Here is a 19,501-nt window from a genome sequence, read left to right as displayed (position 1 = left end):
TCCGAACCGTTACTTGCGCAATCCGGCAAACGCCGCGCGAATCTCCTCTTCCGGCAAATTAATGCCGATAAACACCAGCGTGCTGTGGGGCGCTTCATCACCCCATGGACGATCCCAGTCGGCGCTGTATAAGCGCTGGACGCCCTGGAACAGCAGGCGATTTGGCTCGCCGTCAATCCACAGCATCCCTTTGTAGCGCATCAGCTGTTCGGCGAAAGAGAGCAGCAGGTTTTCCATCACCCGCGACACTTCGCTGATATCGACCGGGTAATCCAGCTCGACCACGATAGACGCGACGTCGTTTTGCTTATCGGCGATAAAGTGGAAGCGCGGCGCGCTGCTCACAACGTTCTCTTCCAGCATAAAGCCGCTGGTATTAAACAGCGGGCTCAGATCGATATTACCGTGGGTCACGGTATAAACCGGCGCCCGGGCGTTGATGCGCGCCAGCCGTTCGCGCAGCTTGTCGCTGTCGCCCGCCACGTCCGTTTTCGTCAGCAGGATCCGATCCGCATAGCCCACCTGCGACTGGGCGATGGTGAACTGGTTCATCTGCTGGTCGGCATGGACCGCATCCACCAGCACAATCACGCCGTCGAGCAGATAGCGTTCGCAGAGCACCTCATGGGAGAAGAAGGTCTGAATTATCGGACCGGGGTCGGCCATGCCGGTGCACTCGATCACCAGCCGGTCAAAATCAATGTCGCCGCGATCGCGGCTGTCGAGCAGGTCGAGCAGCGCATCTTCCAGCTCGTTGGAACGGGTGCAGCAGATGCAGCCGTTGGTCAGGGTTTTGATCTGCGTGGCGCGATCGCCAATCAGCTGATCGTCAACGGAGACTTCGCCAAATTCGTTTTCGATGACGGCAATTTTAAAGCCGTGCTGCGCATTGAGAATATGGCGCAGCAGGGTGGTTTTGCCTGCGCCGAGAAAACCGGTCAGCAGGGTGACTGCAATCGGTGCCATGTTTGCCTCCATTAACAGCAGCGTACGCCGCCTTTGCCATCGCCGCCGTAGCGAGCCTGCTGGCGTTCGCGGAAAAATTCGTTATAGGTCATGTAAGGCTTATCCGGATGGTTGGCTTTCATATGTTCGACATAGTTGTCGTAGTCCGGAATGCCAATCAGCATTTTGGCTGCCTGACCCAGGTATTTTTTTGCTTCGCCTAAGTTACCAAACATCGTGAGTTCCAGATAGAAAAAGCCCGGTGGCGCTACGCTGACCGGGCCTACAGGACCTTTACAGACCGGATAAACGTAGCGCTATCCGGCCTTAAGGCTTAGTGATGCGAGGAGGTTTTCACGCCGCCTTCCGGTACCGGCACATACGGGGTCTCTTTGTCGGTGCGGACTTTGTTGTTACGCACGTTGAGCCACGTTTTGATGCCGTAGAAGATGATGCTGTAAACCACCACCAGGAACAGAATACTCAGACCGGCGTTAGTGTAGTTGTTCACCACGATATGGTTCATGTTAGCAATCTGCTGCGCGGTCAGTTCGCCGCCGGAAGCAATCTTCTCTTTATACTGCTGAGCCATGAAGAAGAAGCCTTCCATCTGCGGGTTGGTGCTGAACAGTTTCAGACCCAGCGCCCAGGTGGTGCACAGCAGCAGCCATGCGGCCGGGATCACCGTAACCCAGATGTATTTGGTACGCTGCATTTTGACCAGTACCACGGTGCCAAGCACCAGCGCCACGGCGGCCAGCATCTGGTTAGAGATACCGAACAGCGGCCACAGGCTCTTCACGCCGCCCAGCGGGTCGACCACGCCCTGATACAGCAGGTAGCCCCACAGCCCGACGCAGCCCGCGGTGCCAATCACGCCCGCGACCAACGAATCGGTTTTCTTCAGGAACGGCACGAAGTTGCCCAGCAGATCCTGCAGCATAAAGCGGCCTGCGCGGGTACCGGCATCCAGCGCGGTAAGGATAAACAGCGCTTCAAACAGAATACCGAAGTGGTACCAGAAGCCCATATCCGCCATCGGCATGATTTTGTGGAACACGTGAGCGATACCGACGGCCAGCGTTGGCGCGCCGCCCGCGCGGTTCAGTACCGACGGTTCGCCGATATCTTTCGCCGTCTGCAGGATTTGCTCAGGTGAGATCACAAAGCCCCAGGAGCTGACGGTCGCCGCTGCGTGCGCGGTCACATCCTTCAACTGCGCGGCAATCAGCGCGGCATTTTCACCGCCCATTTCGTGCAGGTTTGGCATCACAATGCCCAGACCGGCCGGCGGCGTGTTCATGGCGAAGTAGAGGCCTGGCTCAATGATCGACGCCGCAACCAGCGCCATCACCGCCACGAAGGACTCCATCAGCATCGCGCCGTAGCCGATAAAGCGGGCGTCGGTTTCGTTAGCCAGCAGCTTCGGCGTGGTGCCGGAGGCGATCAGCGCGTGGAAGCCGGACACCGCGCCACAGGCGATAGTGATAAACAGGAACGGGAACAGCGCACCTTTCCACAGCGGACCGGTACCATCGATGTACTGGGTGACCGCCGGCATTTTCAGATCCGGGTTGAGGATCACGATGCCCAGCGCCAGGCCAACGATAACGCCGATTTTCAGGAAGGTCGCCAGGTAATCACGCGGTGCCAGAATCAGCCACACCGGCAGCAGCGCGGAGATAAACGCGTAGCCGATCAGGGTAAAGGTGATAGTGGTGTCTTTAAAGGTCAGCGCCGGGCCCCAGTACGGGTCGTGGGCAATGATGCCGCCGAAGTAAATGGAAGCCACCAGCAGGACGATACCAATCACCGACACTTCACCCACGCGACCCGGGCGCAGGAAGCGCATATAGATCCCCATAAACAGGGCAATCGGTACGGTCGAGCAGACGGTGAAGACGCCCCACGGACTTTCCGCCAGCGCTTTCACCACGATCAGCGCCAGCACCGCGAGGATGATTATCATAATCAGGAAGCAGCCGAACAGCGCAATGGAGCCCGGAATTGGCCCCATCTCTTGCTTGATCATCTCACCCAGCGAGGCGCCGTTACGGCGCGAGGAGATAAACAGCACCATAAAGTCCTGTACCGCCCCGGCCAGCACTACCCCTGCCAGCAGCCACAGGGTACCTGGCAGGTAACCCATCTGCGCGGCGAGCACCGGGCCCACCAGTGGACCGGCGCCGGCGATAGCGGCAAAGTGGTGGCCGAACAGCACGTAGCGGTTGGTCGGGACGTAGTTCAGACCATCGTTGTTAATGACCGCCGGCGTAGAACGCGTAGGATCGAGCTTCATCACCTTTTGTGCGATATACAGGCTGTAATAGCGATAGGCGACGAGGTAGACGGAAACCGACGCCACCACGATCCACAGCGCACTGACGTGCTCGCCGCGGCGCAGAGCGACGACTGAGAGGCAAAATGCCCCGATGATTCCAAGAATCACCCAGGGTATGTGCTTGAATAACTTTTTAGTATCCATAGTAAACCTGGCGTTAATTAGATGAATAATGGGCCGAAGCCGTCTGGGTTTAAGTTAGGGTTTGAGGAGGTATTGGTTAGCTATGCTGGAGACGATCTTGCCAGAACTCCGCGCGCGTAAAGTTGGGTAAATCTGCGAGTGGTTATATGTGGGGTTAAGCGGTTGCCAGGTGGGATAAGCGGTTGGGTAGGAAATGAGCAACGGGTAAACATGTGATTGAGATCACAAGATTTTTTCCACCTCTTTTTCCTCCCGCAGGGGAGAGGAAAAAGAGAGGAGAACAGAGAACAGGGCACAGAAAAGAGAATGTCAGAAGCGAAGGTGGCAGAACGTTATACCGCAACCTCGATTTCCATCATCACCGGATGGAAACGGCGCTTAAAGTAAATCAGCCCATGGCCTTCCTGGCTCAGGGTGATGTTCTTGATCCCGACCAGATAGACCAGGTGGCTACCGATGGTCTGCACCTGGCTTATCTCCCCTTCAAGGCTGGCCAGCGCCCCTTGCAAAACCGGCTGTCCCAGGGCCCCTTTTTGCCAGCAGGAGAGGCTAAAGCGCTCTTCCATGGCCATGCCGGTCATGCCGGCGAAATGGCGAGCCATCACTTCCTGTTCATGATTCAGCACGTTAATACACAGTTTGCCGTTCCCCTGGAATACCGGGTTCATCGCGCTGTTGGCATTGATGCACACCATGACCGACGGCGGCGTATCGGTCACCGAGCACACGGCGGTCGCGGTGATGCCGCAGCGGCCGGCGTCTCCCTTGGTGGTTATAACGTTGACCGCAGCCGACAGGCTGGACATGGCATCGCGAAAACGCAGACGTTGTTCATCTAATTGCATTGTGACCTCCCGCTGTGAATTACTTCAGCAGCTTATCCAACATATTGATATCAGCGTTATTGTGCAGATGTGGCACCGTCCAGCCGTTCTGGTCGTACTCGGACAGGCAGCGGTCGACCATCGCCATCATTTTGTCCATGTTGCCGGAGCTTTGCGCCTGACGCAGACACTGCAGGCGGATTTCATCCTGGCTCCCGGAATAGTTGATTTCATACAGCTCGTGGCGGCCGCCGAATTCGCTGCCGATCGCATCCCACATCAGTTTGAGGATCTTGATACGTTCAACGTGATCCATACCGTTTGAGCCGCGCACGTATTTCGCCAGATACCGATCAATCTGCGGGTTGTTCAGATCGCGGGCGCTGGACGGCAGGTAGATAAGCCCGCTGGTGACGTTACGTTCGATGATGTTCTTGATCCTGGCGTAAGCCATCGGCGCCATCACGCGGTAGGTTTGCAGCGCAGCGTGGTCCGGCAGGTATGCGCCGTTTACCCACGGGGTGGCTTCGGCGCACATGGAGTCGCTCAGCGCCCAGAACATATTGCGCCAGGCGACCACTTCGCCGAGATCGGCCTGCACGCCGCGGAACTCCAGGGTGCCGGTACATTCCAGCGAGCGCTTGAGCAGGGCGGTGATAAAGTCGAGTTTGACCGCCAGGCGTACGCAGGCCTGCAGCGGATACATGCGCGCAAAGCCGCCTTCCATCGTCCAGCGACGGCAGCGATCGAAATCGCGATAGATCAGCACGTTTTCCCATGGAATCAGAACTTTATCCATCACCAGGATTGCATCGTTTTCGTCGAAGCGGCTGGAGAGCGGGTAGTCGTATGGCGATCCGGTGACCCCGGCAACCATCTCATAGGAGGCGCGGGAGATCAGTTTGACGCCTTCGGCATCCATTGGCGCGACGAACATCAGGGCGAAGTCCGGGTTTTCCCCCATCACCTGCGCAGAACCAAAACCAATCATGTTGTAGTGGGTCAGCGCCGAGTTGGTGGCGACCACTTTCGCCCCGCTGACGATGATCCCGGCGTCGGTCTCTTTTTCCAGCTTGATGTAGACGTCTTTCACTTCGTCGGCCGGTTTATGGCGGTCAATCGGCGGGTTGACGATGGCGTGGTTAAAGTACAGGCCGGTTTCCTGAATGCGGGTGTACCAGTTGCGGGCGTTCTGTTCGAACTGGCCGTAGAAGGCCGGGTTCGCGCCCAGCGCGCAGCCAAAGGCGGCTTTGTAATCCGGGGTGCGGCCCATCCAGCCGTAGCTCAGGCGTGACCACTCGGCAATCGCATCGCGCTGCTGGCGCAGGTCGTCGGCGCTTTTCGCCACGCGAAAGAATTTATGGGTATAGCCGCCGCTGCCGGTATCGGTGTTCCAGCACAGGGAGTCCTGCATTTCTGGTTTGTGCAGCGCATCGTACAGCTGGGCGACGGAGGCGGCGGCGTTGCGGAAGGCCGGATGCGTGGTGACGTCTTTGACGCGCTCGCCGTAGATGTAAATTTCGCGGCCATCCTGCAGGCTTTTCAGGTACTCTTCACCGGTTAACGGGCGTTTCGCGTCTGCGCGGAAATTTTCAGGTTTCATAGGGGCCTCTTCAGTATTTATCGGAATATCCCGTCCTGCTTCGGGCTGCCTGTCGGGTGGCTGCCGGCGCATGATTTCGGGTATTAATGTTAAATTTATGTTTTGTTTTTGTTGTTCAATTGAAGCGGTTATTGCGCTATTCGTGAAGGGACGTTTGCGACAACGACAGGTACTTTTCAGGGGGAGTGTGGTTCTGTGATCGAGGTGGTGTTTTCGCTGCCCAGGCCCGTCTTTTTCCCGGCGCGGCTACGCTGGGCGGGCTCGACTGCCGGTTTTTCGGCGGGTGGCGCTACGCTTACCCGCCCTACGGACCATGCCCGCTGGCGCTGCGCTTACCCGCCCTACGGACCGTACCCGCTGGCGCAGCGCTTACCCGCCCTGCGGACCGTACCCGCTGGCGCTGCCGTTTACCCGCCCTGTGGGCCGTAGCCCCGCTGGCGCTGCGCTTACCCGCCCTGCGGACCGTACCCGCTGGCGCTGCGCTTACCCGCCCTACGGACTGTAGCCCCGCTAAGCGCAGCGCCAGCGGGGGAATTAAGACACCGGTACTTTTTGCGCACGGTAGCTGCTCGGCGAGCAGCCGACCAGGCGACTAAAAAATCGCGCAAAATAGGCCGGATCTTTAAACCCTAATTGCCAGGCTATCTCATTGACCGCGCTGTCGGAAAACAGCAGTAGCCGTTTGGCCTCGCGCAGCTGGCGGTCGAAGATCAGCCGCTTCGGCGGCCGGTTGGCAAAGCGGCGGCAGATGTCGGTCAGCCGTGATTCGGTAACGTGTAACTCGCTGGCATAGTCCGGTACCGCCCAGTGCTGGTGGTAGTGGCTGTCGATCATCTGGTTAAAGCGCTGAAACAGCTTTAGCTCGCCGCGCATCCCGCTGGCGGCCTGGTCGTCGAGCCTGGCATTACGCAAAAGCAGAGTGAACACCGCCTGCGCCAGTAGCACCAGGGTATGCTCGCGCCCCGGTAGTCGGGCGGTCGATTCGCGTGTGATCAGCTGCCAGTAGTGCGCCAGCGCCGCCAGCTCATCGGGTTTATCCGCCAGCGACAGACAGATCCCCGGCAGCCCGAACGCTTCTCGTGTCCCGGGATAGAGGACCTCCAGCAGCGGCCAGATCAGCTCTTCGCGTACGGTCAGTACGTGCCCGTCGCTGTCGGACTCGGTGATAAAAGCGTGCGGCACCGACGGCGGCGTCAGGACAAACAGCGGCGCCTGCACCGAGTAGCGGTGATCGTCGAGCTGCAGTTCAATCTGTCCGGTATCGAGAAAGTGCATCTGAAAATACTGGTCGTGTCGATGCGCCTGCATGTCGCGGCCAAAAAAGGCCGCCATGCGGGCAAACGACTGATAGTGCACATCCTCGGTCCCCAGACTCTCATCGTAATCTTTGTTGATATCGATATTGGTGATTGAGGGCTGACACATGGGCACTCCTTAATGGCTCTTCTGGGCGGCGAGTCCTGCCTCTGCGGCGGCGTCTTCCCGCGCACTCATCGGAATTCGGGTCAGCACCAGCGCGCCGACGATCAGCAGTCCGGCGACAAACCACAGCCCGGAGCTAAAGCTGCCGGTGGTATCACGCAGAATACCGATCAGCAGTGGGCTGACGGCGGATCCGATGTTGCCGATAGCGTTGATCACCGCCAGCGCCACCGCCCGCGATTGCAGACTGATCACCCGATCCGGGGTGGTCCAGAAAATCGCCATCGCGGTAAAAGAGCCCACGGAAGCCATGATGATGCCGAGCAACTGGATCAGCGCATGGTGGGTGGCGGAGGCCAGCAGCCACCCGGCGGCGGCGAACAGATAGGGCAGGATGGTATGCATCTTGCGTTCTTTTCGTCGGTCGGATCGCCGGCTCCACCAGATCATGCCGAAAATCGTACAGAACTGCGGAATCGCCGCCAGCATCCCAATCACAATGTTGCTACTGCCGGTGTTGAAGCTTTGCAGGATCTGCGGAGTCCAGATATTAATCGCGCTCAGGGTATTGGTCAGACAGAAGTAGGCGAGCGTGTACATCAGCACCGCCGGCGTCAGCACTTCCCGCAGGGTAGAGCGTCCGGAGGTCGGGAGGACGGTGGCGTTTTCGCGCTCGCGTTCAATCATCGTTTTCAGCGCCTGCTTCTCCTCCTTGTCCAGCCAGCTGGCCTGATCCGGGGTATCGTTGAGGAAGAACCAGGTGACCACGCCGAGCACCACCGACGGCAGCCCTTCGAGCAGGAACAGCCACTGCCAGCCCTTCAGGTTCCACAGGCCGTCAAGCGCCAGAATATAGCCGGAGAGGATGGAGCCAAGCATCATGGTCACCGGCATCGCTATCATAAACAGGGCGTTGGCGCGGGCGCGGTGATAGGCCGGGAACCACCAGGTCAGGTAGACCAGGATCCCGGGCAGGAAGCCGGCTTCAGCGATACCGACCAGCATGCGCAGGATATACAGCGTATGCGGGTTGGTGGCAAACATCGTACAGGTTGACGCGATCCCCCACACCACCATGATCCCGGCGATCCAGCGGCGGGCGCCGACCTTCGCCAGCATGATATTGCTGGGGATCCCGCACAGCACGTAGGTGACGTAAAACAGCGTCGCCGCCAGACCAAACATGGTGGAGGTCAGACCGAGATCTTTACCCATCGTCAGCCCGGCGAAACCAATATTAATGCGATCCAGAAACGAGAAAACGAACAGCACGAACAGGAAGGTGATGAGGCGGCGGAACAGCTTTTTGATCACCCGGTTTTCTACTTCAACGACTTTATTTTCATTATGTTGCAGGGTAGAGGTCGTCATGATGCGCTCCACATTCTCCGTTCAGTAGACGGATTTATTGTTATCAGTGGTGGTGGGGATTGCGTCGGTAAAGCGTGCCGCCAGCGCTTCTGCGCTGCGGGCCAGCAGGGTGGTGTCGACGCCGACGGCGACAAACAGCGCACCCAGTTCGAGGTAGCGTTTCGCCAGCTGTTCATTGGCCATCAGAATGCCCGGGGCTTTACCCGCCTCGCGAATCAGGACGATGGCGCTTTCAATAGCCGCCTGCACCTCAGGATGCTGCGGATTGCCGCCGAAGCCCATATCCGCGCTCAGATCCGCCGGGCCGATAAACACGCCGTCGACGCCTTCTACTGCGAGGATCTGCGGCAGATTTTTCAACGCCTCGCGGGTTTCAATCTGCACCAGCACGCACATGGCATCGTTGGCCTGATGGATATAATCCGCAACGCGGTTCCAGCGAGAAGCGCGCGCCAGGGCGCTGCCGACGCCGCGAATACCGGCTGGCGGATAGCGGGTAGCTTTCACCGCCAGCCGCGCTTCATCGGCGTTTTGCACCATCGGCACCAGTAACGTCTGTGCGCCGATATCCAGCAGTTGCTTAATCTGCACCGGGTCATTCCACGACGGGCGAACCACCGGTTGGCTGGGGTAGGGGGCGATCGCCTGCAGTTGGGTCAGCACCGTTTGTACATTATTCGGCGCGTGTTCGCCGTCGATCAGCAGCCAGTCAAACCCGGCGCCGGCCAGCAGTTCGGCGCTGTAGCTGCTGCACAGCCCCAGCCACAGGCCGATTTGCGGGCGCCCGGCCCGCAGCGCCTCTTTAAACGTGTTATGCATTATCTTTCCCCTTATACAAAGCGGCAGCTGATTGCGCCCATGTTGCCGTAATCGACGTGGAAGGTGTCACCCTTACGCGCCGCGACCGGGCGGGTAAACGAGCCGCCGAGGATTATTTGCCCGGCTTCCAGCTGGACATCGTATGGCGCCAGCTTATTTGCCAGCCAGGCGACGCCGTTTGCCGGATGGTTGAGCACCCCGGCGGCAACGCCGGTCTCTTCGATCACCCCGTTGCGGTACAGCAGGGCGGAGATCCAACGCAGATCCAGCTCGTCGGGTTTAATCGGTCGCCCGCCGAGGATCACCCCGGCGTTGGCGGCGTTATCGGAGATGGTGTCGAAGACTTTGCGCGGGCGCTGGGTTTGCGGATCGATGTTGTGGCAGCGGGCGTCGATCAGCTCCAGCGCCGGGATCACATAGTCAGTGGCGTTATAGACGTCGAACAAGGTGCAGTTCGGGCCACGCAGCGGTTTCGCCAGCACGAAAGCCAGCTCGACTTCAATGCGCGGCACGATAAAACGGTCGGTCGGAATGTCGCTGCCATCGTGAAAAAACATATCATCGAGCAGCGCGCCGTAGTCCGGCTCGCTGATTTGTGAACTGGCCTGCATTGCTTTTGACGTCAGGCCGATCTTATGGCCTTTCAGCACCCGCCCTTCGGCGATCTTCATCGCGACCCATTCGCGCTGGACGGCGTAGGCGTCCTCAATGGTGATCGACGGATAGTCCAGCGAGATCGCGCGGATCTGTTCACGTTGTTTTTCGGCCTGATTCAGTCGCTGGGCGATCTGGGTGCGGGTTTGTTTATCGAGCATAGTGGCTTCCTGTTACCTTGTTCGGTGTCGCGTTGTCGCGGCGCCGGGTGGCGCCGCGCTTACCCGGCCTACGGTTGGTGCATTGTGCCGGGCGTTATCGGGCTTATCCGGCCTACGGTTGGTGCATTGTTCTGCCGTCGTCGACCCGGTGGCGCTGCGCTTACCCGGCTTACGGTTGCTGCGTTGTGCTGGTCGTTGTCGGCCCGGCAGGCGGTTCGGCATCGGTTTGTCTTTTGTAGGCCCGGTAAGCGCAGCGCCACCGGGCGAAAAGGCGCGTTATTTAAACAAGGCGTGGACGTTGTTTTGTTTGTAGTTCAGCGTCGGGTGCAGTTCTTCAATCTCAAATGACAGCGCCAGATAGCGGCTCTCCATCAGCGCGGCGAAGTGGCTTTTAATCAGCCCGAACAGCATTTCGCCCACCTCTTCACGGCTCGCCAGACTCCGCCCGCTGCCGATCTTCAGCGTCATATGCACGAAGGCGTAATCCTGCTTGCCGTCGGCCATCTGCCAGGTGTCCAGCCAGATGGCGCGGCTGCGGATGCCACCCATCGGGAAGATGCCGGTGGCGGCCAGTGCCTGATTGACCTGGGCGAACAGGGCGGGTAAATCAGCCTGTTCGCGGATGTTATCGGTACACTCAGCGATAAAATGCGGCATAGTGGCTCCTTACGCCTGGGCCGGAAGCGGGAACACGGCGTTCACCTGGCCGGTGCCGGAACTGGCGAACAGATCGGTAATAAACTCCACCTTGCCCTCGTATTTGTCCCAGCCGAGCACGCCGAGCAGCATCACCGTGTCGTGCATATTGCCTTCGCCATAGCAGTAGTCGGCGTACTCCGGCAGCATGGTGCAGAACTCTTTGAATTTGCCTTCACGCCACAGCTTCACCACGCGTTCATCCATCTGATGGTCAAACTCGCGGGTGTAGCTGTTCATCCCCTCTTCGGCGCGCTGGTCATCGATAAAGCGGTGCGACAGCGAGCCGCTGGCGAAGACCGCCACGGTACCGTCATATTTTTCAATGGCTTTGACGATGGCTTCGCCCAGTTTGCGGCTGTCGGCAAAATCGTGAACGGTGCAGAACGCGGAAATCGACACCACTTTGAAATGCTTGTCGCTGTTCATGTAGCGCATCGGCACCAGCGTGCCGTACTCCAGCTTCAGGCTGGGGATGTTGTGCGCTTTCGCCCGCACGCCCAGTTTGACCGCTTCGTCGGCAATCAGCTGACCCAACTCCGGGTTGCCGTCGTAGTCGTAGGTCATGTCGCGGATAAAGTGTGGCAGTTCGTTGCTGGTATAGACGCCTTTAAAATGGTCGGCGCAGTTAATGTGGTAGGCGCTGTTGACCAGCCAGTGGGTATCGAAAACGATAATGGTATCGACGCCCATTTCACGGCAGCGCCGGCCAATTTCTTTATGGCCGTCGATGGCAGACTGACGGCAGCCATGATTTTTCCCCGGTAGTTCAGAGAGATACATTGACGGCACGTGAGTGATTTTGGCGGCTAACGCTAATTTGCCCATGCGGTGTTCTCCTTACATAACCTGAATAGTGTGAGCCGCAGCCCGCCAGGGCGCGGCTCGACGGATGACGGTTATACGCCCCATTTCGGGATCGGATGGTCACCCATGGAAATACAGACGTTTTTCATTTCAGCGAACACTTCAAAGCTGTACTCGCCGCCTTCACGGCCGGTGCCGGAGGCTTTCACGCCGCCAAACGGCTGGCGCAGGTCGCGGACGTTCTGGGTATTGACGAACACCATGCCGGCTTCGATACCGCGCGCCAGACGCAGAACTTTGCTGATGTCCTGGGTCCAGATGTAAGACGCCAGGCCATATTCGATGTCGTTCGCCAGGCGCAGCCCTTCCGCTTCGTCTTTAAACGGCAGCAGGCAGGCCACCGGGCCAAAAATCTCTTCCTGCGCGACGCGCATGCGGTTATCGACGTCCGCCAGCACCGTCGGACGCAGGAAGTTGCCGCCTTGCAGATGCGCAGGCAGATCGGACGGTTTGTCCGGGCCACCGGCCAGCAGGGTGGCGCCTTCTTCGATCCCGAGGCGAATATAGCCAGAGACTTTTTCCCAGTGCTGTTGGCTAATCAGCGCCCCGACCTGGGTAGTCGGATCGGTCGGATCGCCGACGCGCAGGCGGTTGGCGCGTTCGGCAAAGCGTTTTACGAATTCCGCAGAGATGCTCTGCTGAATGAAGATGCGCGACCCGGCGGTGCAGCGTTCGCCGTTGATTGAGAAGATGGTGAACAGGGCAGCATCCAGCGCGCGCTCGATATCGGCATCTTCAAAAATCAGCACCGGCGATTTGCCGCCCAGCTCCATGGAATACTTCTTCAGGCCGGCATTTTTCATGATGTTGCGCCCGGTGGCGGTACCGCCGGTAAACGACACCGCGCGGACATCGTGATGACGCACCAGGGCATCGCCGGCGCTGGCGCCGTAGCCCTGCACCACGTTGAGTACGCCAGCAGGAATACCCGCTTCCAGCGCCAGCTCGCCCAGACGATCGGCGGTCAGCGGCGACAGCTCAGACATCTTCAGCACCGCGGTGTTGCCCAGCGCCAGGCACGGCGCGACCTTCCAGGTGGCGGTCATGAACGGCACGTTCCACGGCGACACCAGCGCGCACACGCCGACCGGCTGCACGAGGGTGTAGTTGAGCATCTTGTCGTCAACCGGATAGGTCTTGCCGTTCATCTGCTGGCACACTTCGGCGAAAAACTCGAAGTTGTGCGAAGCGCGCGGGATCAGCACATTTTTGGTCTGATGAATAGGCAGGCCGGTATCGGCGGTTTCCATCGCCGCGATCTCCGGGACGTTTCGATCGATCAGATCGCCCAGCCGACGCATCAGGCGCGCGCGCTCTTTCATCGGCAGGTTAGCCCATTTCGGGAACGCCTCTTTCGCCGCGGCAACGGCCTGATTCACTTCGGCTTCGCCGCCGGAGGCGACTTCCGCCAGCACTTCGCCGCTGGCCGGATTGGTGGTATGGAAATACTCGGCGCCTGCGACGTTTTTGCCGTTGATCCAATGGTTAATTTTTTTCATGACAGCTTCTCCTCATACGCTTGCTGGCTGATGATGCGGTTGACCAGGCGGCCGACGCCTTCGACTTCGACGATCACTTCATCGCCTGGCACCACGTCCGACAGCCCCTTCGGCGTGCCGGTGGCGATCATGTCGCCCGGCTGCAAGGTCATAAATTCGCAGAGGTAAGCGATCAGGAACGGAATGCTGAAGATCAGATCGGCGGTGGTGCCCTGCTGGCGCAGTTCGCCGTTGACCCAGGTGCGCAGCGCCAGGTTGTGCGGATCCGGGATCGTCTCTTTAGCGACGATCCACGGGCCGATCGGCGTCAGCGTGTCGCGGCTTTTGACCCGCAGGTTGGGGCGATAGTAGTTTTCCAGATAGTCGCGGATGGCGTAGTCGTTGCAGACGGTGTAGCCGGCAACATAGTCCATGGCATCGGCTTCGGCGACGCGGCGCGCGGTTTTGCCGATCACCACCACCAGTTCGGCTTCGTAATGCATGTACTCCACGTTGTCCGGGCGTACCGACTCTTGTTCATGACCGATAAAGGTGTTCGGCGCTTTGATAAAGACCAGCGGCTCTTCCGGCGGCTTAAATTCCAGCTCGCTGGCGTGGTCGGCATAGTTCAGACCCAGCGCGAACAGGGTGCCGTCGGCGGGAGGCAGCCAGCGAAAGTCACCGGCTTTAAGCAGGGTGCCATCGGCGAGGCGAACCTGGTCGCGTTCGTCGATCTGTACGTCGTAGCGGGCGCCTTGCCATTCAATACGTGCCTGTTTCATGCCAGCTCTCCTTCTGCAACAACCGGGTTTTCCAGCGCCGGGAAACCTTCGGCGAGGATCCGCACGCGATCGCCGGGTTGCAGCGTGACGCGAGCGTGAGGGGTGCCGATCAGAATGGCATCGCCGGGATTCAGGGTGGCAAACTCGCTCAGCGCGCTTAACAGTTCGGCGGCATTGCGCTGGAGATCGCCGGTATTCCAGCTGTCGGCTTCGCGGCCGTTGATTTCAGTGATGATGGTCAGATTGTCCACGCTATGCACCGGGGCGAGAGCGCCGACGGGGCAGAAACCATCTCGGCATTTGGCCTTAATCGCCGGGCGGTAGAAGCTCTCTTCCGGCAGGCTGACGTCATTGGCCAGCGCATAGCCGGCGATAAAAGAGGCGGCGTTGTCGGCGGAAACCTTACGCGCGGTTTTGCCGACAATCAGCGCGACGGTTGCGCCGCTTTGTACGCTTTCGCCCTGCGGGTAGGGAATCGCCTCGCCCGCACCGATAACGGTATTGCGGGGTTTGATAAACCAGACCGCGGTCTTCGGCGGCGTTTTGTAAGGGGCCTGTTGGAACGCGTCGCGCCAGGCGTCAAGCTGGCTGCGATGGTTGAGCGCAACGGCGAAGATGGTACCTTTCATTCACCACTCCTCTGGTACTGATGTCGGATGCTAAGGAATATTCATTAATATGTTAATGATCATCTTTTATTCTTTGTGGCGAGGTTTGGCAAACAGAAGTGAATGTTTTGTGATCTGATTAACAATAAATTTACAGTTAAAATATTTATATGTTATTAATCAGTGTATTAATGTTTTTTTATTGTTCCGGCTGGTACTTTTCAGGTGCAGAAACCGGTTGCGTCATGGCAGGATAGGCGCTAATTATTAACTTATTAATAAACATAAAAGTGCGATGTCGAGGGTATGTGATGCATGATTCGTTAACCATTGCGTTGTTACAGGCGCGGGAAGTGGCGATGGGCCATTTCCGGCCGATCGTTAAACGCCATAATCTCACCGAGCAGCAGTGGCGCATTGTGCGCATTCTCGCGGAAAATCCGTCGATGGATTTTCACGATCTGGCGTTCCGCGCCTGCATCCTGCGCCCCAGTCTGACCGGTATTTTGACCCGTATGGAGCGCGATGGTCTGGTGTTGCGCCTCAAGCCGGTCAACGATCAGCGCAAGCTGTATATTTCGCTGACGTCGGCGGGCTATACGCTGTATCAAAGCGCGCAGGCGCAGGTGGAAGAGGCGTATCGCCTGATTGAAGCGCAGTTTACCAGCGAAAAGATGCAGCAGTTGACCGCGCTGCTGGAAGAGTTTATCGCGCTCGGCAACCGTCAGGACGCCGGGCGCAGTGATGACAGTGATGAGGAAGAGTCGATCGGCGCGTCGTCCGGGTATGGGCCGGCGCGATAAGCGCGGGAGGTAGGCCCCCGGTGGCGATACGCTTACCGGGGCTACGGGAGAGCGGGGATTTCCCCGGTGGCGCTACGCTTACCGGGGCTACGGGAGGGCGGGTTTTCTCGATAAGGCGTCAGCCGCTATCCTGTTCATCGCAGCCCTGACAGGAGACGGTTTACAGCGTCAGGCGCATGGCGCAGCGCGTCTCTGGCGCCAGTCCGTGGGCAGTTTCCTGCTGTCGCTTTGCCGCCAGACCTGCTGGCAGCGCTTGTTCATTGAGCATACGAAACCCCAGGCGGCTGTAAAACGGCGCATTCCAGGGGACATCGCGGAAGGTGGTGAGGGTCACCGCCGGATACGCCGCACGGCGGGCATGGTCAATGATCTTCGCCATCATCGCCCGGCCGATGCCCTGGCCTTGCCACGCCTGGTGAACGGAAATCTCGACGATAAACAGCGCGTCATCCAGCGCTTCGGTCAGCAGGAAGCCGGCGAGCTGTCCGTCGGCGACGGCGACCAGACTGTGGCCGTCCTCAACAGAGAGGCGATGTTGCCGGAGGTCGATCGTCGGACTTTCTGCCAGCCAGGCGAGGTGCGGAATGAGGCGAAACGCCTGGGCCGCCGAGCGTTCGATTGCGGGCAGACCGGGGATATCGCTCTGCGTGGCCAGGCGAAAAGTCGTTGCGGCGGTTATAGTGTTATTTTTCATCGCTTCAGCATAGCAATCTTCGGGAGAAATGCATGGCATTGATAGCCGTCTCCGCCATCAGTTTTAGCAGCGAGCAGTTAAGCTCGATTCTCAACGACTGTTTTGAAGATTATCTGGTGCCGGTTTCGCTGCCGGTGACGGCGTTCGTTCAGCGCTTTGGCTCTGAAGGACTGAGCCTGCTCGACTCCTGCGTCTGGCTTGACGGCGAGACGCCAGCGGCCATCGCCATCGTGGCCCGGCGTGGCGATGAGGCGAGGCTGGCGGCCTTTGCGGTGCGTCCGGCCTGGCGTGGAAAAGGCATCGGCCGTCGGCTGATGATCCCGCTCATGGCCTCGTTACGGGAACAGGGCGTGCGGCGGATGTGGCTGGAGGTGATCCGCGAAAACTATGCCGCGGTGGCGCTGTACCAGTCTTTAGGCTTTGTAGTACATCATGGGCTGTGCGGATTTGTCAGTAGCCGGGCAGAGGATGCCGCGGCGGTGCTGGATGAGAGCGATGTGCTGCCCCTGTTGCGCAGGTCCGCAGCGGAGGTAAACGGTCGTCTGCCGTGGCTGATGGACCCGCTCACCTTCGCCACTCTGCCCTGCCGGGCGCTTACGCTAAACCAGCAGGCTTTTGCGGTGCTGGCAACCTTAACCTCCACGCCGCAGCTACAGTTTTTGTGGGTTGAGCCCTCTGTCCGCGGCCGCGGGCTGGCGCATGAGATGCTGAGGGCGCTGGCCCGCCAGTTCCCTGGCCTGAGTACTTCGGTGATCATTCCCGAATCATTTACGCCGCTGTTTAGCGCGGCGGGGTATGCGCCCCTGATGCTGAAACAGTATGAGATGTGCGTGGAGTTCAGCCGCTTACCACCTGCCGAATGCTAGCGGATACGCCCCGGCTCAGGCCACGCGCCGGGGCGGCAGCGTTAACCGTCGCTTTTTACCACTTTCAGATCCACCATGCCGATTCCCAGCTGGCGCGGCGCGTGACCAAGGATATTCCCTTCGTTGGTGGACTGCGGATCCGGCGGGACGATAATCAACGTATCGCTGCGCGCCGGGTTATCGAAATGCAGCGTGGTGGTGGAGACCTCGTTGGCCAGGGTGAGAATGTGCTCACTGTCGCCCACGCGAACCGGGATCGGTTTATTGGCGTTCGGCCCGTAGGCTTTGGCGGTAATCACCAGATCGAATTTTTCCGGTAGCGGTTCTTTATATTCAATCTTCACCTCGCTGCCGAGCTGGGCGTTGGACCAGCGGCCCCACGATTCCGGGCGCGAGATCCCGCTGAACTGCCTGACCTCTTCCGGCGCGCCGGCAACGTTGAAGACGAAGCTGTCGGCTTTGTAACGAATATCGTTATCGACGATCTTCAGGGTATCGACGTTGCCTTTGTAGCGCGGCATATCGATAACGGTATCTTTAAACGCCGTTTTTCCCTGCCACCTGGGCTTATCAACATGTTGCACCTTTTGTTCGCCGCCGAGCTGGCCCTGGGAAACGCACCAGTCGGTGGAGAGCGCCAGCTCAGTGGACCACAGCTGGCCCATTTTGTAGCAGCGATCGATCCACACGAAGTTGTCCCGTGGGGCAAAATCGGCCAGCTGGAAGCGCAGCGGGGCGGAATATTCGCTCTCCGGCAGCGGCTCAACGCGTTTATCGGATACCCGCAGCAGCAGAGGTAAGCGGAAATGGCTGCCGGAGAAGGCGATGGTGTTCTTCTGGCTGTCGATAGTGAAGTTTTTCATCTCTTTCGGGAAGTTCCACAGGCGGATGATATCCGGTTTCCACGCCAGCACTTTCTCTTTCATATTCATGAAAATACCGGACAGCGATTGCCCGGAGAGGCTGCTGCGTCCCAGACCGATAAAGTTATCGCCGCCAAGGATGTCCAGCACCGTGGCGCCGTTGTCCATGGTATTGCGCTTCACGGCCAGCGTCTCCTGCTGCGGCTGGTCGCCGCGCAGGATAAAGAACAGGTTGCTGCGATCCTGCTTGTTGAGATAATCCCAGGCGGTGTTTTTCATCGCCAGATGGTCGGAAGAGACCACGATGACCGTATTTTTGAAATACGGCGATGCTTTGATTTTCTCAATTAATGCCGCGATATGCTCCTGACTACAGGTGACCGCGCTAAAAGAGAGGTTCTTTTTCCCGTCGATATCATAGCTTTTACGCTGGCAGGTACGGGAGATAAAGCCGTCAGGATGGTGGGTGTCGACCGTCAGCGCAAAGAGCGAAAAGCGTTTACCGGATTGAGAAAGCGCTACGAATTTTTTCCAGGTTTCATCCAGAACCGTGTCGTCGTAGAAGCCCCAGTCATTGCGGTAAGCGGGGTCGGCGACCGTGGTTTTCAGCTCTTCAGCGCCGTACAGGTAGTCAAAACCGTGTGATTTCAGAAACACATCTTTGCCAGCGAAACGCAGGTTGGCGCCCTGCACGAAATAGTTTTCATAGCCGGAATTTTTCAGAATATCGCCGAGACAGATATTCTGCGGGAAGAAGCTGGAGACCGAGGCGGAGGCATTGCCTTCAAACGGCGCAAACAGCGGAATGCCGCACTGGGAAGCCACCATGCCGGCGATGGTGTAATCGGTACCCGGCAACTGGGCGGTATGGCTGAAATCGAGGCCTTCGTTTTTCAGCTTGCCGAGTTCAGGCGTCAGGTCGGGAAAGGCATTGTTATCGAACCAGGTGCGTTCAAGGCTTTCCCCGTAGATATAGACCAGGTTCAGCTTCGGGTGCGGAATGCTCTTCGCCGGTTCTTTGTAGTAGGCGATAAAATCGGGATCGCCATCGCGGGACTGCGATTTGACCAGCTCGCTGATTTGACGAAACGCCGGGCTGGCATCGACGGAGGCCAGCGCCAGAACCAGCGCCAGCAGGCTGTAGCCGAAGTGATGAGGATGGTGGCGACGACGGCGCAGCACCCATCCCAGCGCGCTGAATACGGCCGCCAGCGCTGCCACCAGCCCGATGCCGGGAAGAATATATTTACTGACGCCAGCCCCGGTCAGGCTGTTGGTCAACGTGTAGAGGACCGCGTCGTTAATTCCGTCCCCGGTGAAGTAGTCGCTGGCATAAAGGGTAATATTAAGAACCACAAACAGCCCCAGCACCGTTAACGTGGCGGCAAACCACCAGGTATTACGACCGGCTTTTAAGGCATAAATCACCACCGAGGTGAGGAACAAGGCGATGGATAACAACTCTGACACAATTCATCCTCATTAGCGCCAGTTGACCGCTGGCAGGATAGACTATTTTTCACGCTACACTGTAATTGCAGTGTCATATAGCTGCAATTG

16 protein-coding genes and 1 pseudogene are annotated in these 19,501 nt (G+C 58.7%); 2 read left to right on the top strand and 15 right to left on the bottom strand.

The genetic code is table 11. The features are described from left to right. Window positions 1-9: 9 nt before the first annotated feature. From yjiA to CWM52_RS26820, 13 genes and pseudogenes are all read right to left on the bottom strand, one after another. Window positions 10-966, bottom strand: coding sequence for a GTPase (gene yjiA / locus CWM52_RS13975; protein WP_100684656.1), 957 nt, complete (start codon window positions 964-966; stop codon window positions 10-12). Window positions 967-977: 11 nt separating this feature from the next. Further along, on the bottom strand, window positions 978-1,181 hold the full coding sequence (locus CWM52_RS13970) for a YbdD/YjiX family protein (RefSeq protein ID WP_004857555.1): 204 nt from the start codon (window positions 1,179-1,181) through the stop codon (window positions 978-980). A gap of 98 nt (window positions 1,182-1,279) precedes the next feature. Beyond that, window positions 1,280-3,430 carry a carbon starvation CstA family protein gene (locus CWM52_RS13965; protein ID WP_100684655.1) on the bottom strand — a complete coding sequence of 717 codons (2,151 nt, stop codon included), beginning with the start codon at window positions 3,428-3,430 and terminating at the stop codon, window positions 1,280-1,282. A gap of 332 nt (window positions 3,431-3,762) precedes the next feature. Beyond that, window positions 3,763-4,275: a 4-hydroxyphenylacetate 3-monooxygenase reductase subunit gene (locus CWM52_RS13960; RefSeq protein ID WP_100684654.1), complete on the bottom strand. Its 513-nt coding sequence runs from the start codon at window positions 4,273-4,275 to the stop codon at window positions 3,763-3,765. Between the two features lie 19 nt (window positions 4,276-4,294). Further along, the gene (gene hpaB, locus CWM52_RS13955) at window positions 4,295-5,857 is read right to left on the bottom strand and encodes a 4-hydroxyphenylacetate 3-monooxygenase, oxygenase component (protein WP_100684653.1); all 1,563 of its coding nucleotides are present in this window, start codon (window positions 5,855-5,857) and stop codon (window positions 4,295-4,297) included. 534 nt (window positions 5,858-6,391) lie between these two features. Then, complete coding sequence (gene hpaA / locus CWM52_RS13950; RefSeq protein ID WP_100684652.1) at window positions 6,392-7,282, bottom strand: 4-hydroxyphenylacetate catabolism regulatory protein HpaA; 891 nt, start codon at window positions 7,280-7,282, stop codon at window positions 6,392-6,394. 9 nt (window positions 7,283-7,291) lie between these two features. After that, window positions 7,292-8,650, bottom strand: a complete 1,359-nt coding sequence (hpaX, locus tag CWM52_RS13945) for a 4-hydroxyphenylacetate permease (RefSeq protein ID WP_100684651.1) — start codon at window positions 8,648-8,650, stop codon at window positions 7,292-7,294. A gap of 21 nt (window positions 8,651-8,671) precedes the next feature. Next, complete coding sequence (gene hpaI / locus CWM52_RS13940; protein WP_100684650.1) at window positions 8,672-9,469, bottom strand: 4-hydroxy-2-oxoheptanedioate aldolase; 798 nt, start codon at window positions 9,467-9,469, stop codon at window positions 8,672-8,674. Between the two features lie 11 nt (window positions 9,470-9,480). Beyond that, the gene (gene hpaH / locus CWM52_RS13935) at window positions 9,481-10,284 is read right to left on the bottom strand and encodes a 2-oxo-hept-4-ene-1,7-dioate hydratase (RefSeq protein WP_100684649.1); all 804 of its coding nucleotides are present in this window, start codon (window positions 10,282-10,284) and stop codon (window positions 9,481-9,483) included. Between the two features lie 276 nt (window positions 10,285-10,560). Then, entirely contained in the window at window positions 10,561-10,941 is a 381-nt protein-coding gene (locus tag CWM52_RS13930) for a 5-carboxymethyl-2-hydroxymuconate Delta-isomerase (protein WP_100684648.1), read from the bottom strand. A 9-nt stretch (window positions 10,942-10,950) separates the two neighbouring features. Further along, the gene (gene hpaD, locus CWM52_RS13925; protein WP_100684647.1) at window positions 10,951-11,808 is read right to left on the bottom strand and encodes a 3,4-dihydroxyphenylacetate 2,3-dioxygenase; all 858 of its coding nucleotides are present in this window, start codon (window positions 11,806-11,808) and stop codon (window positions 10,951-10,953) included. Between the two features lie 71 nt (window positions 11,809-11,879). Next, on the bottom strand, window positions 11,880-13,346 hold the full coding sequence (gene hpaE, locus CWM52_RS13920) for a 5-carboxymethyl-2-hydroxymuconate semialdehyde dehydrogenase (RefSeq protein WP_100684646.1): 1,467 nt from the start codon (window positions 13,344-13,346) through the stop codon (window positions 11,880-11,882). Next, a pseudogene (locus CWM52_RS26820) lies at window positions 13,343-14,736 on the bottom strand (fumarylacetoacetate hydrolase family protein). Before CWM52_RS26820 ends, hpaE begins: the two are co-directional and overlap by 4 nt. 290 nt (window positions 14,737-15,026) lie before the next feature. Between CWM52_RS26820 and hpaR the strand changes: the two are divergent. Next, window positions 15,027-15,518, top strand: coding sequence for a homoprotocatechuate degradation operon regulator HpaR (gene hpaR, locus CWM52_RS13900; RefSeq protein ID WP_100684643.1), 492 nt, complete (start codon window positions 15,027-15,029; stop codon window positions 15,516-15,518). Window positions 15,519-15,678: 160 nt separating this feature from the next. Here hpaR and CWM52_RS13895 read toward each other — a convergent pair whose 3' ends face one another. After that, entirely contained in the window at window positions 15,679-16,212 is a 534-nt protein-coding gene (locus CWM52_RS13895) for a GNAT family N-acetyltransferase (RefSeq protein WP_100684642.1), read from the bottom strand. 32 nt (window positions 16,213-16,244) lie between these two features. Here CWM52_RS13895 and CWM52_RS13890 point away from each other — a divergent pair, with 32 nt between their 5' ends. Further along, the gene (locus CWM52_RS13890) at window positions 16,245-17,078 is read left to right on the top strand and encodes a GNAT family N-acetyltransferase (RefSeq protein WP_100684641.1); all 834 of its coding nucleotides are present in this window, start codon (window positions 16,245-16,247) and stop codon (window positions 17,076-17,078) included. Between the two features lie 41 nt (window positions 17,079-17,119). Here the strand turns inward: CWM52_RS13890 and opgB are convergent, their stop codons facing one another. Further along, window positions 17,120-19,411 carry a phosphatidylglycerol--membrane-oligosaccharide glycerophosphotransferase gene (gene opgB / locus CWM52_RS13885; RefSeq protein ID WP_100684640.1) on the bottom strand — a complete coding sequence of 764 codons (2,292 nt, stop codon included), beginning with the start codon at window positions 19,409-19,411 and terminating at the stop codon, window positions 17,120-17,122. Window positions 19,412-19,501 lie beyond the last annotated feature (90 nt).

The sequence above is a fragment of the Raoultella sp. T31 genome (genome assembly GCF_002806725.1).
GTDB lineage: Bacteria > Pseudomonadota > Gammaproteobacteria > Enterobacterales > Enterobacteriaceae > Klebsiella > Klebsiella electrica.
The sequence above is the reverse complement of the archived record's forward strand: the minus strand, read 5'-3'. Positions and strand labels throughout refer to the sequence as shown.

Excerpts from the sequence above, each read along its gene's own strand:
- yjiA (WP_100684656.1), bottom strand. The coding sequence starts at position 966 with ATGGCACCGATTGCAGTCACCCTGCTGACCGGTTTTCTCGGCGCAGGC.
- CWM52_RS13970 (WP_004857555.1), bottom strand. The coding sequence starts at position 1,181 with ATGTTTGGTAACTTAGGCGAAGCAAAAAAATACCTGGGTCAGGCAGCC.
- CWM52_RS13965 (WP_100684655.1), bottom strand. The coding sequence starts at position 3,430 with ATGGATACTAAAAAGTTATTCAAGCACATACCCTGGGTGATTCTTGGA.
- CWM52_RS13960 (WP_100684654.1), bottom strand. The coding sequence starts at position 4,275 with ATGCAATTAGATGAACAACGTCTGCGTTTTCGCGATGCCATGTCCAGC.
- hpaB (WP_100684653.1), bottom strand. The coding sequence starts at position 5,857 with ATGAAACCTGAAAATTTCCGCGCAGACGCGAAACGCCCGTTAACCGGT.
- hpaA (WP_100684652.1), bottom strand. The coding sequence starts at position 7,282 with ATGTGTCAGCCCTCAATCACCAATATCGATATCAACAAAGATTACGAT.
- hpaX (WP_100684651.1), bottom strand. The coding sequence starts at position 8,650 with ATGACGACCTCTACCCTGCAACATAATGAAAATAAAGTCGTTGAAGTA.
- hpaI (WP_100684650.1), bottom strand. The coding sequence starts at position 9,469 with ATGCATAACACGTTTAAAGAGGCGCTGCGGGCCGGGCGCCCGCAAATC.
- hpaH (WP_100684649.1), bottom strand. The coding sequence starts at position 10,284 with ATGCTCGATAAACAAACCCGCACCCAGATCGCCCAGCGACTGAATCAG.
- CWM52_RS13930 (WP_100684648.1), bottom strand. The coding sequence starts at position 10,941 with ATGCCGCATTTTATCGCTGAGTGTACCGATAACATCCGCGAACAGGCT.
- hpaD (WP_100684647.1), bottom strand. The coding sequence starts at position 11,808 with ATGGGCAAATTAGCGTTAGCCGCCAAAATCACTCACGTGCCGTCAATG.
- hpaE (WP_100684646.1), bottom strand. The coding sequence starts at position 13,346 with ATGAAAAAAATTAACCATTGGATCAACGGCAAAAACGTCGCAGGCGCC.
- hpaR (WP_100684643.1), top strand. The coding sequence starts at position 15,027 with ATGCATGATTCGTTAACCATTGCGTTGTTACAGGCGCGGGAAGTGGCG.
- CWM52_RS13895 (WP_100684642.1), bottom strand. The coding sequence starts at position 16,212 with ATGAAAAATAACACTATAACCGCCGCAACGACTTTTCGCCTGGCCACG.
- CWM52_RS13890 (WP_100684641.1), top strand. The coding sequence starts at position 16,245 with ATGGCATTGATAGCCGTCTCCGCCATCAGTTTTAGCAGCGAGCAGTTA.